13 protein-coding genes are annotated in these 14,863 nt (G+C 67.7%); 5 read left to right on the top strand and 8 right to left on the bottom strand.

All coding sequences use genetic code 11. From position 1 onward, the window contains the following. The first annotated feature begins 428 nt into the window (after window positions 1-428). Complete coding sequence (locus tag B4E96_RS00775; RefSeq protein WP_414632653.1) at window positions 429-2,345, top strand: BCCT family transporter; 1,917 nt, start codon at window positions 429-431, stop codon at window positions 2,343-2,345. Here B4E96_RS00775 and B4E96_RS00770 read toward each other — a convergent pair. The 5 genes from B4E96_RS00770 to B4E96_RS00750 form a co-directional block, all read right to left on the bottom strand. After that, entirely contained in the window at window positions 2,241-2,963 is a 723-nt protein-coding gene (locus B4E96_RS00770) for a GyrI-like domain-containing protein (protein ID WP_286955996.1), read from the bottom strand. The genes B4E96_RS00775 and B4E96_RS00770 overlap by 105 nt on opposite strands. 175 nt (window positions 2,964-3,138) lie before the next feature. Continuing rightward, window positions 3,139-3,759, bottom strand: coding sequence for a sarcosine oxidase subunit gamma (locus B4E96_RS00765; RefSeq protein ID WP_286955995.1), 621 nt, complete (start codon window positions 3,757-3,759; stop codon window positions 3,139-3,141). 1 nt (window position 3,760) lies between these two features. Then, window positions 3,761-6,841: a 2Fe-2S iron-sulfur cluster-binding protein gene (locus B4E96_RS00760; protein WP_286955994.1), complete on the bottom strand. Its 3,081-nt coding sequence runs from the start codon at window positions 6,839-6,841 to the stop codon at window positions 3,761-3,763. Continuing rightward, complete coding sequence (locus B4E96_RS00755; protein WP_286955992.1) at window positions 6,838-7,194, bottom strand: sarcosine oxidase subunit delta; 357 nt, start codon at window positions 7,192-7,194, stop codon at window positions 6,838-6,840. Before B4E96_RS00755 ends, B4E96_RS00760 begins: the two co-directional genes overlap by 4 nt. 26 nt (window positions 7,195-7,220) lie before the next feature. Beyond that, window positions 7,221-8,444 carry a sarcosine oxidase subunit beta family protein gene (locus B4E96_RS00750; RefSeq protein WP_286955991.1) on the bottom strand — a complete coding sequence of 408 codons (1,224 nt, stop codon included), beginning with the start codon at window positions 8,442-8,444 and terminating at the stop codon, window positions 7,221-7,223. A gap of 190 nt (window positions 8,445-8,634) precedes the next feature. On the opposite strand from B4E96_RS00750, the gene B4E96_RS00745 reads away from it, so the two are divergent. The 3 genes from B4E96_RS00745 to B4E96_RS00735 all read left to right on the top strand — a co-directional run bounded on the left by B4E96_RS00745 (window position 8,635) and on the right by B4E96_RS00735 (window position 10,795). Next, the gene (locus tag B4E96_RS00745; RefSeq protein ID WP_102161156.1) at window positions 8,635-9,318 is read left to right on the top strand and encodes a GntR family transcriptional regulator; all 684 of its coding nucleotides are present in this window, start codon (window positions 8,635-8,637) and stop codon (window positions 9,316-9,318) included. Window positions 9,319-9,460: 142 nt separating this feature from the next. Next, window positions 9,461-9,997, top strand: a complete 537-nt coding sequence (locus tag B4E96_RS00740) for a type 1 glutamine amidotransferase domain-containing protein (protein WP_170273133.1) — start codon at window positions 9,461-9,463, stop codon at window positions 9,995-9,997. 186 nt (window positions 9,998-10,183) lie between these two features. Continuing rightward, a complete protein-coding gene (locus B4E96_RS00735) occupies window positions 10,184-10,795 on the top strand; it encodes a PepSY domain-containing protein (protein WP_259854720.1) in 612 nt (203 codons plus the stop codon). 114 nt (window positions 10,796-10,909) lie between these two features. Here the strand turns inward: B4E96_RS00735 and B4E96_RS00730 are convergent, their stop codons facing one another. Further along, complete coding sequence (locus tag B4E96_RS00730; protein WP_259854722.1) at window positions 10,910-11,380, bottom strand: SRPBCC family protein; 471 nt, start codon at window positions 11,378-11,380, stop codon at window positions 10,910-10,912. 129 nt (window positions 11,381-11,509) lie between these two features. Continuing rightward, window positions 11,510-11,851 (bottom strand): hypothetical protein, encoded by a 342-nt coding sequence (locus B4E96_RS00725; RefSeq protein ID WP_102161149.1) that lies wholly within the window; start codon window positions 11,849-11,851, stop codon window positions 11,510-11,512. Window positions 11,852-11,897: 46 nt separating this feature from the next. Here B4E96_RS00725 and B4E96_RS00720 point away from each other — a divergent pair, with 46 nt between their 5' ends. Next, window positions 11,898-12,449 carry a GNAT family N-acetyltransferase gene (locus B4E96_RS00720; protein WP_286955988.1) on the top strand — a complete coding sequence of 184 codons (552 nt, stop codon included), beginning with the start codon at window positions 11,898-11,900 and terminating at the stop codon, window positions 12,447-12,449. A gap of 125 nt (window positions 12,450-12,574) precedes the next feature. Here the strand turns inward: B4E96_RS00720 and B4E96_RS00715 are convergent, their stop codons facing one another. Continuing rightward, window positions 12,575-14,653 carry a vWA domain-containing protein gene (locus tag B4E96_RS00715; RefSeq protein ID WP_286955986.1) on the bottom strand — a complete coding sequence of 693 codons (2,079 nt, stop codon included), beginning with the start codon at window positions 14,651-14,653 and terminating at the stop codon, window positions 12,575-12,577. Window positions 14,654-14,863: the final 210 nt, after the last annotated feature.

Here is a 14,863-nt window from a genome sequence, read left to right as displayed (position 1 = left end):
CCTCGGGGATCGGGAGCGCCGCGGGCATCCGCGCACGGCGTGAGGATGAGTCTAAGGAGGCCGTATGACAGGTGTGTTGCAGTTACGTGTCACTGCTGGTCACAGAACTGCAACGAACCACACCACACTGATGACAAACACCGCAGACACCCATAAAGACCCCCGCATGCGCCGCGGAACCTGCACGCGGCAGGCGACCCGACCGCAGATGCCGACGAGACCCCAGCGGAGGCGACAGCCCCGCGCTCGGCGCCCACCGCCTCGGGCGCGGGTGGGGAGGCGGCCGGCACGCTACCCTTGAGACCAGGCAGCGCCATGTGAGGGACATCACTGGACTGTCAGGTGAACTTGCCGCTGCTGGGACAATCCGAGATGGTAAGTGACGGAATTCGATACGCAGACACGCTGACAACACGGAAAGAACCACAGTGACGACTGACGACAAGACAGGACAGGATCGCAGCACAGCGACCGTCCACGCAGCCCCCGAACATCTGCGTGACGAGGTGCAGGAAGCTGAGGAGCTGCGGCTGCCGGACCACCTGCAGATCGAGGATGAGGACGCCGATTCGCGGATCGCTGCGAAGCTCATCGCCCAAGGCGTGCGGATCGACAAGAAGGGGCTCATCGCCCCGGCGGTGTTCTGGCCGTCGATCATCCTCATCGGTCTCATCGCGATCCTGGCGATCGTCTTCCAGGACACCACCGGCACGGTGCTCACAGCCACCCAGAACTGGATCGTGCACAACCTCGGCTGGTACTACATGCTCGTCATCGGCGGGTTCGTGTTCTTCTCGATCGGCATCGGGGTCTCGAAGTTCGGCAAGATCCGGCTTGGCGACGACGGTGAGGAGCCGGAATTCGGGCTGCTGTCGTGGTTTGCGATGCTGTTCGCTGCCGGTATGGGCATCGGCCTGGTTTTCTACGGCGTCGGCGAGCCGCTGACCTATGCGACGACCACGCCCAAACCGGGCTGGCCGACCGACGGAGTCGAGCAGCAGCATCTGGCGATGGCGCAGACGTTCATCCACTGGGGACTGCACCCGTGGTCGATCTATGCCGTCATCGGCCTTGCACTGGCCTACGCCATCCACCGGCGGGGCCGCCCGGTCTCGATCCGCTGGGCACTCGAGCCCCTCCTCGGCGACCGCGTGCGCGGCTGGGCCGGTGACCTCATCGACATCCTCGCCGTGTTCGGCACCGTCTTCGGCATCGCCACCTCGCTGGGCCTGGGCGTCCAGCAGATCTCCTCGGGTCTGCAGGAGATCGGCGTCGTCGACACCGTCGACAACACCTTCCTCATCATCCTCATCACCGGCATCACCTTCCTGGCCACCCTGTCGGTGGTCTCAGGTGTGGGCGCAGGCATCAAGTGGCTGTCGAACATCAACCTGTCCGTCGCCGGCCTGCTGCTCATCGCCGTGCTCATGCTCGGGCCGACGCTGTTCCTGTTCGAGAACTTCATCGAGTCCCTCGGTGTGTACCTGGCGAACTTCTTCAACCTCACCTTCGATGCCGGTGCCTTCACCGGCGCTGAGGGCGCAGAATGGAATTCGGCGTGGACCATCTTCTACTGGGGCTGGTGGATCTCCTGGGCGCCGTTCGTCGGCGTGTTCATCGCCCGGATCTCGCGTGGGCGCACCGTGCGCGAATTCATCGCCGGTGTGCTCGTGGTGCCCTCGCTCGTCGGCTTCTTCTGGTTCTCCGTGCTCGGCGGCGCCGGTATCCACCAGGAGCTGTTCGGCTCCGGCGGACTCGTCGACCCGGAGGAGGGCGTGGTCGCTGAGAAGGCGCTGTTCGACGTGCTCTCCGGGCTGCCGATGGGTGCGATCATGTCCGTCCTGGCGATCATCCTGGTGACGGTCTTCTTCATCACCTCATCGGACTCCGGATCGCTCGTCGTCGACATGCTCGCCTCCGGCGGACACCCGAACCCACCGATGTGGTCGCGCATCCTCTTCTGCGCGCTCGAAGGCGCTATCGCCATCGGCCTGCTGCTGGCAGGCGGTCTGGAGGCGCTGCAAGCGGCATCCCTTGCCACAGCGCTGCCGTTCTCAGTCGTGCTCATCCTCATCGCGCTGGCCACAGTGCAGGCGTTCCGCAAGGAAGACGCCCGCCAGGTCGCGATCAAGCGCATCATCGAGAGCAAGCAGATGTCGGAGTACCTCACTGATGAATTCGACGATGTGCTCGGCGACAAGGTCGATCACCGCGTCGACAACCGCATCGACTACCGGCTCTCAGCGACGAAGAATCTCTTCACCCGCAGCCGAAGCGACCGGGAGCAGTCCGACGTCGCCCGCCGGGCCGGTGAGGCCAGCTCTCGGCAGCCGGGCGAGCGGTGAGCTCCGAACGATGACCTCCGCCATCCGCGCGGCACGCCCCGCACAGCTCCGGCTGTGCGGGGCGTGTTCGTGTCCGGGCAGGCGGCAGGAGTGGACCGGGTGCGCTCCGTCGCGGACGACGGGGACGGCGAGCCCGGTGACGAGTGTGGCCGGGTCGGTGTCCGGGGTCGGCTCCGTGTCGTAGGCCTCCCAGCAGGGCATGGCCAGTGAGTAGCCGTCATCGACGAGGGTCTGCGTGAACTGCTCCCATGCCTGGCCGAGCTGGTCATAGGGTCCGGTGTGCTTCGTCACCGCCAGCTGACAGGCCGGGAGCTCGGATGGTTCGATCCGCACCGCGCCGGTGATGAGCGGGCCGTCGAGTAGGGAGACGAGCGGGAACCCGGCTTCGAGGTCGAACGGCGGCAGCTGGCCGGTCTCCTCGGGAACCATGGCGGTGTCGTAGCGGCAGAAGGCAGGTCCTGCCGGGGTGATGTCGCCGTTCTCGATCGCCTGGGTCAGGGCGGCGAACGTCTCATCCATAAAGGCGGCGATCTCGGCGACCTCCAGCCCTTCGGCACGGACGACAGCGGTGGGGCTGCCGGGGAAGTCGATGATCTCTGGGGTCGTGATGTCAGCCATGGCAGCCCTCTCATCAGGCATCGGCGTTCCGGCCAGCGCTGCATGCACAAGCCGCAGGGAGCCCGCTGTTGGGGCGAGGTTCCCTGCGGCTGATGCTGCCGGGCGCCGAGGCGGCTCGTCCCGGAAGAGTTTCCGGCTGGGTGCGTCTCCGGCTCGGAGGGTTCCCGGCTGCCGGTCAGCCGGCGTTCTGGTACTCCTCCATCGCGTCGAGCAGCCACGTGACAACGGAGTCGGCGAACGAGGAGCGCGGCAGGATCCGCCACGTCTCCTCCCCTGTCTTGTGCAGGATCACCTGGGTCTGAGCGAAATTCGTCGCAACAGCCGTGCCGGCGGGGAACATCCTCGGGTGCAGGTCGATCGTCGCTGACGATTCGAGGATGTCCCGAGCGGCCGGGCCTGACAGTTCGAGGGTCGTGCGGTTGGCTGAGACATCGAGGACGTGACCGGAAGCAGAACCGGCATGGGCCATGATCGTCTCCGCCACCTCGGCGGCGGCAGTGAGCGACTCATCTGTGAGCACGGCGAGGAACTCATCAGGGCTCAGCCAGCAGGTCGTGGCCTGCTGACTGACCGTCACCTGCTTGACCGCAGCCGGCAGGCGGCCGACCTCGGCCTCGACGGCAGCGGCCATCGGCGAGCCGGGTTCGGCGCGGATCGCGAGCATTTGCGCGAACGGGATCTCACGCAGGCGCACTGCCGCACTCGAGCCGGCGTCCATGTCGGCATGGCGGTGCCCGGCTGGGCTGATCGGCCGCAGCTGCGGTGCGCGGCTGCCGGTCTGGGCTGTCGTCGTCATCTCAGCTCACTCCTTCCACGCCGTCGCGGCGCGTGTTCTCCGGGTCGAAGACGACCGTGTCGGCGACGGTCGCGGGGACGAAGCGGCCGCCGAAGCTCGCTACGACCGTCTGGCCGATCCGCTCCCGGCCGCCCTTGACGAGGGCGAGCGCGAAGCTGCGGCCGAGCGCCTGGGACATGTAGCTCGACGTCACCTGCCCGATCATCGGGATCGGGGCAGCCGCGTCAGCGCGCCCGCGGGAGACGACGACCGCCTCGGCGGCGGGGGCCACGTCTGCGGTGATGATCTGCGCCCCTTCGGCAAGCACCACCTCGGGGTCGTCGGGCAGCAGCGCGATGAGGTGTTTGCGGTTGGGGTCGTGGTTGAAGGCGCGGGCGAACGAGCGACTGCCGACGAATTCCTTGCGCGTCGAGACCGCCCAGCCCATCCCGAGGTCGTGGGGGCTGACGGTGCCGTCGGTGTCCTGCCCGACGATCGGGAAGGCCTTCTCAGCTCGCAGCACATGCATCGTCTCGGTGCCGTAGGGGGTGATGCCGAACTCCTCACCTGCGGCTTCGACGAGTTCGGCGACCGCGCGGCCGTACCAGGCGGGCACGTTGATCTCGAAGGCGAGCTCACCGGAGAAGGTGATCCGGCAGACCCGCGCCTCGATCGAATCGCCGTCCTGACCGGCAGCTCCGGTGCTGGGGGCGTGCAGGCGGGCGGTGCGGAACTCCATGAAGCCGAAGGCGTCCTGGCTGACGTCGAGGTCCGGGAAGAGCTTGGCGATGACCTTGCGCGACAGCGGCCCGGCCACCGCGATCGTCGCCCACTGCTCGGTCACCGAGGTGATCGTTACGTCGAGTTCGGGCCATTCGGTCTGCGCGTACTCTTCGAGGTGTTCGAGGATGTGGGCGGCATTGCCGGTCGTCGTCGACATGAAGTACCGGTCCTCGGCCAAGCGCAGTGAGACGCCGTCGTCGATGACCATCCCGTCGGGGCCGCACATGAGCCCGTAGCGGCCCTTGCCGACGGCGAGCTTGAGGAACCCGTTGGTGTACATGCGGTTGAGGAACTCCGGGGCGTCGGCGCCACGGATCTCGATCTTCCCTAGCGTCGAGGCGTCCTGGAAGCCGACCCGCTCACGCACGGCCGCGCATTCGCGTGCGACGGCAGCGTCCATGTCCTCACCGTCGCGGGCGAAGAAACGGGCGCGCTTCCACTGCCCGACGTCTTCGAACACGACGCCGCGCTCAAGGGCCCAGAAGTGAGTGGGCGTGAGCCGTGCCGGATCGTACAGCTCCCCGTGCGAGCGGCCGGCAAGTGCGGCGAAGGACACCGGCGTGTACGGGGCACGGAAGGTCGTGACGCCGAGCTCGCCGATGTCTGCGCCGAGGGCCTGGGCGATGACCCCGTTCGTCACAACCGAGGACAGGCGGCCCTGCTCGGCACCGGTGGCGATCGAGGTGTAGCGCTTGATGTGCTCGACGTTGCGCATCCCGGCGTTGATCGCCCGGACCGCGTTGCGCACGGATTCGTCGCGCTGCAGGTCGAGGAAGCAGGTGTCGAACTCGACATTCTCATCGGCGCGGTCGCTGCTCGGCGGGCGGGTCGCGCCCAGCCACACCGGGCGGACCTCGCCGCAGGCCTCGCGGCGCTGGCTGTCGGTGACGCCCGTTCCCGAGGCGGTGGCCGGCTCCGTGCCCGAGGCGGTGGCCGGGTCGCCGTGTTCGCGCACCCATGCGGTCGTCGCAGCAGCAGCCGCTCCGGCAGCCGTGCCTTCGGTCAGGCACAGCTCGGTGGTGTAGGTGCCGCAGACGGCGCCGGCCAGGTGCTGATCCCGCACGGGTGTGCTCGGGACGAAGCCGCTGAGGGTCTCGTCCCAGTGCAGGTCCCCGCGGCGCTGTGAGTGCAGGTGCACCGTCGGCGTCCAGCCGCCGGCGAGCAGCAGCAGATCGCAGTCGGTCTCCTGCTGGCTGGCTGCGTCGACAAGCGTGCCGTCGAAAGCACCGAAGCGCAGGCCGGTGACATGCCCGTTATCGCAGTCGCTGAGCGATTCGGTGACCGCGCACCCGCGGTGGACTGTGACGCCGGCGGTCTCGACCGCCTCGGCGGCGGGGTTCGTGCGCGAGTCGATGACCGTCACCTCGGCGCCGGCGGCGGCGAGCGCGGAGGCGAGCGGGTAGGGCGAGTCGTTCGTCGTGGCGATCGTGACCTGGCGGCCGGGCAGGATGCCGAAGCGGTGCAGCCAGCTGGCCGCGGCCGAGGCGAGCATGATGCCGGGCCGGTCGTTGTGGGCGAAGACGAGGGGGCGTTCGAGCGCGCCGGTGGCGAGCACCACCTGGTCGGCGGTGATGTGCCACAGCCGTTGCCGGGACATGCCGGCCGGTGCTCCGTCGAGGTGGTCGCGGCGGGATTCGACGGCGACGAAGTAGTTCGAGTCGAAGGCGCCGACGACGGCGGTGCGGGTGAGCACGCGGCACTCGTCGTAGGTGTCGAGTTCGGCGCGGACGCCTGCGATCCAGGCGGCGGCCGGCTGGCCTTCGATCGTCCCGTCGGAGGAAAGGGCGCGGCCGCCGAGGCGGAAGTCCTGTTCGGCCAGGATCACCCGTGCTCCGGTGCGCGCGGCAGCCCGGGCGGCGGCCAGGCCGGCAGGGCCTGCGCCGACGATGAGCACGTCGGCGAAGGTGCTGCGCTTGTCGTAGCGGGCGATCGTCCGCTTGCCCGGGTCGGCGGATTCGCCTGGGGCGGGCGGGTCCATGAGGCGGCCGAGGCCGGTGAGTGTGCGGGCGGTGATGCCTGGGCTGAGTTCGACGATGGTGGCCTGGCGCATCGTCTCGGTGACCCCGTCGATGGTGGTCTCGACGTAGGCGTTGGGCTCAGCAGTGCCGTCGGTGAAGATGCCGCGCGGCCGCGACCGGTACAGCGAGTCACCGCAGCGGGTGCGGCCTGCGGCGATGAGCGCAGAGGCCAGCGTGTCACCCGCGAAGCCGGTGATCGTCTCACCGTCGATCTCGAAGCTGATGGGGGTGTCGATATCGATGCCGGCTCCCGGCAGGCGGGTGCCGGGCTGGCCGCTGTTGGCGTGTGGTGTGCGGGTCATGGCTGGCCCTCCTTCCGGGCGGTGTCCGCGCCCGAGGCGAGCGGCGCCTCGGCGGTGGTGGTGACGTGGGCGTCGGTGCTGGCCTGCGGTGCCGGGGCGCCGGGCCGCGGAGTGGAGGTGAACTCGTTGGTCACGGTGTCGCGGGTGACGGTGAGCCATTTGCGGCAGCCGGCGGCGTGGACCCAGCGTTCGGCGAAGTCCCCGCGCGGGTTGTCGCGGTAGAAGAGGAACTGGGCCCAGTCGGTATCCGGCAGGTTCGCGGCATCGGCCGGGTAGGCGACGTCGGCTTGGCCACCGTAGTGGAACTCGGTCTCCATCCGGGGACCGCAGTGGGGGCAGTCGATGATGAGCATGGTGTCTCCTGAGGTCTGCGATCCGGTCAGTGGGCGACGCCGGCTGCGCCGTGTTCGTCGACGAGGGCGCCGGTGTCGAAGCGCTCGAGGCTGAACGGGGCGTTGAGCTCATGCGGCTGGCCGGTGGCGATCGTGTGGGCGTAGACGTACCCGGCGCCCGGGGTGCCCTTGAAACCGCCGGTGCCCCAGCCGCAGTTGACGTAGAGATTGTCGACCGGGCTGAGCCCGACGACCGGGGAGGCGTCCATCGTGACGTCGACGTTGCCGCCCCAGGCGCGCAGCAGGTGGGCGCGGGCGAAGATCGGGAACAGCTCGACGGCGGCGGCCATCTGGTGTTCGATGACGTGGAAGGACCCGCGCTGGCCGTAGCCGTTGTAGGCATCGACACCGGCACCCATGACGAGTTCGCCCTTCTGCGCCTGGGAGACGTAGACATGGACGTGGTTGCTCATCACCACATTGGGGTGAACGATCTCGTGGAGTTCGGACACGAGTGCTTGCAGCGGCCGGGTCTGGATCGGCAGGCGGAAGCCGGCCTGCTCCGCCAGCGTCGAGGAGGCACCGGCGGCAGCGAGGGCGACGGATTCGGCTCCGATGGGCCCGAGGTTGGTCTGTACGCCCTTGACCTGGCCGTGTTCGATGTCGAAGCCGGTGACATCGCAGTTCTCGATGATGTCGACGCCGAGTTCGGAGGCCCGGCGGGCGAATGCCCAGGCGACCCAGTCATGCTTGGCGATCCCGCCTCGGGCCTGGTATGTCGCGCCGAGGACCGGATAGCGCAGATTGTCATCGATGTTGATGATGGGGCAGAGCTCTTTGACCTGCTCGGGTTCGACCCATTCGGCGTCGATGCCGGCCAGCCGGTTGGCCTCGACGCGGCGGACGGAGTCGCGGACCTCCTGCAGGGTGTGGGCGAGGTTGAGCACGCCGCGCTGGTCGAAGAAGATCTCATAGTCGAGTTCGTCTTCGAGGCCCTCCCACAGCTGCATCGAGTGCTCGTAGATCGCAGCCGACTCATCCCACAGGTAATTGGAGCGGATGATCGCGGTGTTGCGGGCCATGTTGCCGCCGGCCAGCCAGCCGCGCTCGAGGACGGCGACGTTGGTGACGCCGTGGTTCTTGGCCAGGTAGTAGGCGGTGGCCAGACCGTGGCCTCCGCCGCCGACGATGATGACGTCGTACCGGCGCTTGGGCTCCGGGCTGCGCCACATGAAGTCCGGATGCGCTGGCAGCACGCGCTGATCGTGCATGGTGCTCCTCTCGCACGCAGTCATCGGCACCGGCGCCTGTGCCGGGCTCAGACACCGTCCCATCACTGCAGGAGACGCCTGATCGACGACTGATATATCAATGTGACACCACGATAGAATGTGACTAGGATCTCGTCAAGAGGTCCTTTCGCCGCGGTTCGTTCACCGCAGTGCGGCGCGATGAGGGGAGATGCTGATGCCGGAGGCGAGCTCACTGGCCGAGCAGGCCTATGTGCGCCTGCGCGATGCACTCGTGATGCTCGACATCGCCCCAGGTGAGCCGATCCGCGAGGCGAACCTCGCAGCAGAGTTCGGGATCGGCCGCACCCCGTTGCGCGAAGCGCTCAAGCGCCTGGAGAGCGAACACCTCGTCGTCTCGTATCCGCGCCGCGGCACCTTCGCCACGCAGGTCGAGATCGCCGACCTCGTCGACATCTCCGAACTGCGCAGCATCCTCGAGCCCGTCGCCGCACGGCGGGCTGCCGCTTGCCAGGATCCGCAGCTGCGCAGCCAGCTCGCAGCGCTCGCCGCCGAGGCCGCGGCGATCGACACGTCTGGTGCGATCAGAACGGCCGCGGCGGCCGATGCGCGGAGCCTGCTGGAGTTCGACACCCGTGTGCACCGGACGATCTACACTGCCGCCGGCAATCCGCACCTGAGTGAGACGCTCATCCGGCTCGACAGCCTCGCCACCCGCATCTGGTGCGTCCTCGCACTGCGCCTGCGCGGGGTCCCGCAGCACGTCGGCGAGCACGCCGAGCTGCTGGCCGCGATCCTCGACGGCGACGGCGAGCGCGCCGCCGACCTGGCCGCTGAGCACGTCAGCCACTTCGAGACGATGGTGCGCACCGCCCTGGGCACCGGCGGTCTCTGAGCCGGACGATGCGAGCCCACCACCACCTCGGGCACGGGCACCAAGACCTCTGGCACGGGAACCACCGCCTCGGGCATGGAATACTCGCCCGGGCTGCGGCGTTTATGCAGATGTGGATCACACACCCGATGGAAGGAGCACCATGGCCCTGTCCGATAAGAAGGTTGCATTCCTGCTCACACGCGGCGTCGAGCAGGTCGAACTCACCAGCCCGCGCACGGCGCTTGACGAGGCTGGCGCGCAGACATTCATCGTGTCCCCCAGCCAGGGCACTCTGCAGGCGATGGAGGGCGACTGGGAGCACGCCGAGGTCTTCGACGTCGACGTCCCGGTCGCCGATGCAGATGCCGCTGACTACGACATGCTCGTGCTGCCCGGCGGCACGCTCAACGCCGACTCACTGCGCCTTGATGCCGATGCCGGCGCACTCGTCGAGGCATTCTTCGCAGCCGGCAAGCCTGTCGCTGCGATCTGCCACGCTCCCTGGATCCTCGCCCAGACCGGTCTGGCCAAGGGGCGCAGGCTGACCTCGTACGAGTCGCTCAAGGTCGATATGCAGAACGCCGGGGCGACCTGGGAGGACTCCGAACTCGTCGTCGACGGAAACCTCATCACCTCTCGCAACCCCGGTGATCTGGAGGTCTTCAACAAGGCACTCATCGAAGCCCTCTCGAAGTGACGTTCAGCTGCTGACCGGTCCGCCGGCTGCAGCAGTGACTCCGGTGCCCGGGGCAGCGCTTCTGCTGCCCCGGGCACCGTCATGTGCAGCGCAGAACCGCTCGCACGCCGACATCGGCTGCACAAGGCGCCTTGATCCGATGCTGGTATCCTGAAGCCGATCAATCCGCCGACGAAGGAGCACCTTATGCGCAGAGTTCTGGCAGGTATCGCAGCAGTGTCCGTCGCCGCAGTCCTCGCCGGCTGCAGCGGAGGCGACGACGCCATTGATGACAGCCCGACCCAGCCCGCAGGCGCGGAGGCGACCTCCGAGGACACCGGTGGGGACACCTCGGGCGCGGACTCCGGTGACGGCACCCCCAAGGACGCCGACCTGGCCACCCATGAGTTCGCCACCAGCGCCCAGGATGCCATCGACGCCGCCGCCCAAGAGGCCGGCGACGGCACCGTCCACTCCATCGAGATCGATTGGGAGGACGACCACAGCGCTTGGGTCTGGACCGTCGCGACGCTCGTCGACGGCACCGACCACGAGGTCGACATCAACGCCGACACCGGTGAGATCGTCAAGACCGAAGAGGACAGCACCAACGACAAGGAGGAGGCCATCGATCTCAATGATCCGATGACCTTCGAAGAGGCCCGCGACAAGGCCCTTGAGGTGCGTGACGGCCGGATCACGGAATGGTCTTACAGCTGGGACGACAACCGCCTGGAGTACCAGTTCGACATCGAGCAGAACGGCGACTCAGAAGAGGTCACCGTCGACGCCGATACCGGTGAGGTCACCGAGGACTGAGCTGCAGCCATGAGGCCATGAGGCCGCCCCCTGCACGACGATCGCCCGGTCGCTGCGCTGACAGCGACCGGGCGACCCTCATGCGGGGGGGGGTTCCGCTTCCGAGGCGACCGCTCAGCTTCCGGAGACGGCGGCAGCGAGCTGATTGAGGGAGTCGTCGAGTTCGGCCTCGCTCACGAGCGGGAAGATCGAGGCGAGCTTCTCATCATCGATCTTCGACCAGTCGTAGGTGAGCGTCACCTCGGTCGAGTCGGCACTGAGCGGGCGCAGCTCGTACAGCCACTCCCAGCCGTCCGGGTTGTCTTTGTTCTTCTCCGGAGCCGGCTGCCAGCCGACCATCTTATCGCGGTCGAAGGCGGTGACGTGGTTGTACGTCTGGTAATCCCCACCCATGTGCTCGGCGTGCATGTTCATGACGAACACTTCGCCGACCGCCTGAATGCGATCCGACTTGTCATCTGAGCGCACCATGCCCGAGCCATCGAACTCGTGATGGCGTTCCGGCAGGCTGAGCAGGTCGAAGATCTCCTTGGCCGGGGCATCGATCGTGCGCGTGACGGTGATGTTCGTAGTGTTCTCAGTCATGTCTGCAACTCTGCCAACATTGCCCAGGGAGGACAAGGGACCTGGCGGTCACCTGGAGCGGATTGCCAGGATCTGCTGACCGGCCTGCCAGCACGTCTGCCGGCTGACGGCGTGCTGACCGGCGATGGTTCAGGACTGCAGGCGGCTGCGGTGGATAAGGGTGAGCACAGCGATCGTGTCACGGTCGGCATCAAGCCGATGGGTTTCCTGCGGGATGTCGGCGGTCTCGCCGGAGTCGAGGGCGATCGCTTCACCGGATTCGCCGGTCAGGGTGGCAGCTCCGCGATGGATCGTGATGACTGCCTCACCGGGGTTGGGGTGATCGGACAGCTGCGCGCCAGTGCGCATCGCGATGAGGATACGCACGATTGCGGCATTGTCCGAGGGAATCCGTTTGGTCGCCAGCTTCGTCGGCTCGTCGGCGGCGCGTTCGAGCAGCTCGCTGCCGACGTCGATGATCGAGAAGGACATGACTCCGAGTCTAGACGGGCCAGAACCCCTCCTCTAGGGTGCTGTCATGCCCTTCGCCATCATCACCCCACAGGCCAGTCCGCAGCCCGACGTTGAGCTCGGGGCCGCGATTGCGCGCGTGCACGTCGCCGGATGGCGGGAAGCCTACGGCCACCTGCTGGATGAGCGCTTCTACGACGATGCGGTGTTGGCCACCCGCACCGAGCAGTGGGCACAGTGGCTGACGCAGCCGGAGTCATGTGCGCGCACTCGCCTGGCCATTCGCACAGACGCCGGCACCCCGGTCACGACACCGGGCCTGTTGCCGAGCACCGATGTCATCGGGTTCGCGAGCGTCGGTGAGGCTCGCGACGACGACCGCACCGGCTTGGAGCTGTGGGCGCTGTACATCCTCAGCAGCCACTACGGAACCGGTCTCGGCCAGGCGCTTTTGGATGCGGCGATCGGCACTGCGCCGGCCACCCTGTGGGTGGCCGAGGACAATCCGCGCGCCCGCAGCTTCTACGCCCGCAACGGCTTCACACCCGACGGCACCCGCAACGTCGACGCGGCCGCTGATGACCTGGCTGAGATCCGCATGACCCGCGGCCCCCAATGACCTGACAGCCCGGCCGCCTTACCAACCAGTCACCACACAGCTCGGCCACCGCACCAGCGGGCGGAACGCAGGAACCGCCTCGGGCGCGGATCATCCGGCCCCGAGGCGGTTCGGCACAGTTCATGTCAGCCGCCGATGCGTGCGCGACGGGTGCGCAGCAGCAGGATCGTGACGAGCACCGCGCCGATGAGCACGATCGCGCCGAGGGCGATGCCGCCCCATTTGAGTGCACTCATCAACACCGACTGGCCGCCAGCAGCCTGATCGTCGCCGTCATCACCGGCATCCCCTGCACCTTCAGCCCCCGGGCCGTCGGTCGGGTCGCCGACGACATCCCAGCTCAGCGTGTACTCCCCCGGTGTGCCGAAGGACTCGCCGTGGAGGTCGGAGTAGCTGAAGGCGAAGTAGTAGAACCCATCGAAGCTCACCGGTGAGGTCTTGAACTTCGGGTCATCTTCGCCGTCGAGGTTGCGCGGGTTGACCGGCACCGCGGAGTTGAGCGCCAGCACCGTGGCCTGCCGGCTGCCGGTATAGGCGTGGCCCTCGTCGCCGAAGATGTCCTCCTGGTTGTCGAAGTCGTGTGCACCGGGTTCACCGGGACGCACCGAGGTGACCTCCTGGCGCAGCGGATTGAGGATCCACAGATTCGGGTTGCCCGTCACCGCCTTGTCCTTGCCGGGGACTTCGAAGTCGGCGCGTACGCGGATCTGCTGGCCGTACTTGACCGGCACCTTGAAATACTGCACCTCGCCGACGTTGATGCTCGAGGTCACCACCGGGTCCTTGAGCTCCGGGGCGGTGCCGAAGGAGGTGCCGCCGCCGAGCGGGCTCGCCTGATCACCGGGTGCGGGCAGGAAGTCGAGCTGCTCCGGGCCGGTCGCAGGCTCCGGGAAGTCATCGGGATCGGTTCCGGGCTGGACGACGAGGTTGAGCTCAAGCGGGAACGGAGTGTCCTTCGTCTGGTCGCTGCCGCCGGTGCGCTCGACGGTGACGATGTAGTCCCCGGCCTCGGTGAAGCAATCAGACCCTTCGACGCGGGCGTTGTCCGGGCCGATCGCACCGGTGTCGATGAAGGCGCTCGGCGGCAGATCGCCGAGGTTCATCGCATTGGCCAGCGTCGTGTCGCTGCGCCTGCAGCTCTCCTCCTCCGCAGCGCTGACGACCAGGTTCACCGCGTCATGATCCACCCGTCCGGAATCCGACCACGGCTGGACCATCGTCGCTGAGAGCAGGCCGCGCTCGCCCTCGTCGAGGTGGAACCTGTAGCTGCGCATGCCGGTCGACTCGGTGATCTTGCCGGTGGCCGAGGGCAGGCTGTCGAGGTACTGGCCGGGCTGGATGTCGACGGCGGACGCGCGGTCCTCACCACCGGTGATCGGGGTGCCCTGGGCCTCGTAGCCGGTCAGTGCGGCCCGCGCAGCGGCCTGCATCGAGGCCTGCAGGCTCTTGGTGTCCTCGGCATCAGCGTAGGTGCCCTGCGTCTCATCGGCGATGCAGGTGAGCTCCTTGCGGGCGTTCTCGTCGACGCGCAGGCCGACAGTGTGGATCTTGAGGTCGACGCCGTCTTCGACGAGCTCCTTGGCCACGTCGCACGGCGGCGGTGGAGCGCAGGTGTCCTCACCATCGGACAGCAGCACGATGCCGCCGGAGCCCTCGCCAGGCAGCTCTTCGGCGGCCTTTTTCAGTGCTTCGCCGATCGGTGTGTAGCCGGAGGCCTTGATCGAGTCGACCTGCTTCTTCAACCCGTCGCGGTCGATCGGCTCGACTGCGGAGAGCACCTCGATGTCCTTGCAGCCGGCGGCCTTCTCTGCATCAGAGCTGCCGGTGTTCATGCCGTAGGCGGTCAGGCCGACCTGGGCGCTGTCGTTGAGGTTGTCGATGACGTCTTTGGCCGCATCCTTCGCAGCATCCAACCGGGTGGTGCCTTTGTCGTCGACGTCGGCGGCCTTCATCGAGCCCGAACCGTCGATGATGAGCATGATCGGCTGACTGCCGCCGCTGCTGCCTGCAGTCGAACCGCCGGCGGTGGCGGGATCTGCAAGCGGACCAGCCGCTGGAGTGTCCGCGCCCGAGGCGGTGGCCGACTCGGCAGCGGTCGCGTCCGCGGCGCGGTCGACGGTGGTGGCAGCGGAGCCGACGGTCGGGATGCTCAGCGTCAGAGCGCACGCGGCGAGTGCGGCTGCGATGCGAGTGGGCAATCTCATCGGATGTCCTTCGTCTCAGTCGTGGCCTGCCGGCAGCGATGCCGGGCGGGCACAGGATGGGCAGTTGGGAGCCAATGTACCCTGCCCCATCACGCGCTCAGGTGATCGAACGGCGCACCCGTGTGGCAATCTCGTGACACCGCGGTGAAACCCCGATGAACCCGCCCAGGTCCCTGCACATCGGAGGGCATCCCACCGCCGCGCGGCTGG

It is taken from the genome of Brevibacterium sp. UBA7493 (assembly GCF_002479565.1).
Classification (GTDB): domain Bacteria; phylum Actinomycetota; class Actinomycetes; order Actinomycetales; family Brevibacteriaceae; genus Brevibacterium; species Brevibacterium luteolum.
Note: the sequence above shows the minus strand (reverse complement) of the source record. Positions and strands in the feature narration are given on the sequence as shown.

Excerpts from the sequence above, each read along its gene's own strand:
- B4E96_RS00770 (WP_286955996.1), bottom strand. The coding sequence starts at position 2,963 with ATGGCTGACATCACGACCCCAGAGATCATCGACTTCCCCGGCAGCCCC.
- B4E96_RS00765 (WP_286955995.1), bottom strand. The coding sequence starts at position 3,759 with ATGACGACGACAGCCCAGACCGGCAGCCGCGCACCGCAGCTGCGGCCG.
- B4E96_RS00760 (WP_286955994.1), bottom strand. The coding sequence starts at position 6,841 with ATGACCCGCACACCACACGCCAACAGCGGCCAGCCCGGCACCCGCCTG.
- B4E96_RS00755 (WP_286955992.1), bottom strand. The coding sequence starts at position 7,194 with ATGCTCATCATCGACTGCCCCCACTGCGGTCCCCGGATGGAGACCGAG.
- B4E96_RS00750 (WP_286955991.1), bottom strand. The coding sequence starts at position 8,444 with ATGCACGATCAGCGCGTGCTGCCAGCGCATCCGGACTTCATGTGGCGC.
- B4E96_RS00745 (WP_102161156.1), top strand. The coding sequence starts at position 8,635 with ATGCTGATGCCGGAGGCGAGCTCACTGGCCGAGCAGGCCTATGTGCGC.
- B4E96_RS00740 (WP_170273133.1), top strand. The coding sequence starts at position 9,461 with ATGGCCCTGTCCGATAAGAAGGTTGCATTCCTGCTCACACGCGGCGTC.
- B4E96_RS00735 (WP_259854720.1), top strand. The coding sequence starts at position 10,184 with ATGCGCAGAGTTCTGGCAGGTATCGCAGCAGTGTCCGTCGCCGCAGTC.
- B4E96_RS00730 (WP_259854722.1), bottom strand. The coding sequence starts at position 11,380 with ATGACTGAGAACACTACGAACATCACCGTCACGCGCACGATCGATGCC.
- B4E96_RS00725 (WP_102161149.1), bottom strand. The coding sequence starts at position 11,851 with ATGTCCTTCTCGATCATCGACGTCGGCAGCGAGCTGCTCGAACGCGCC.
- B4E96_RS00720 (WP_286955988.1), top strand. The coding sequence starts at position 11,898 with ATGCCCTTCGCCATCATCACCCCACAGGCCAGTCCGCAGCCCGACGTT.
- B4E96_RS00715 (WP_286955986.1), bottom strand. The coding sequence starts at position 14,653 with ATGAGATTGCCCACTCGCATCGCAGCCGCACTCGCCGCGTGCGCTCTG.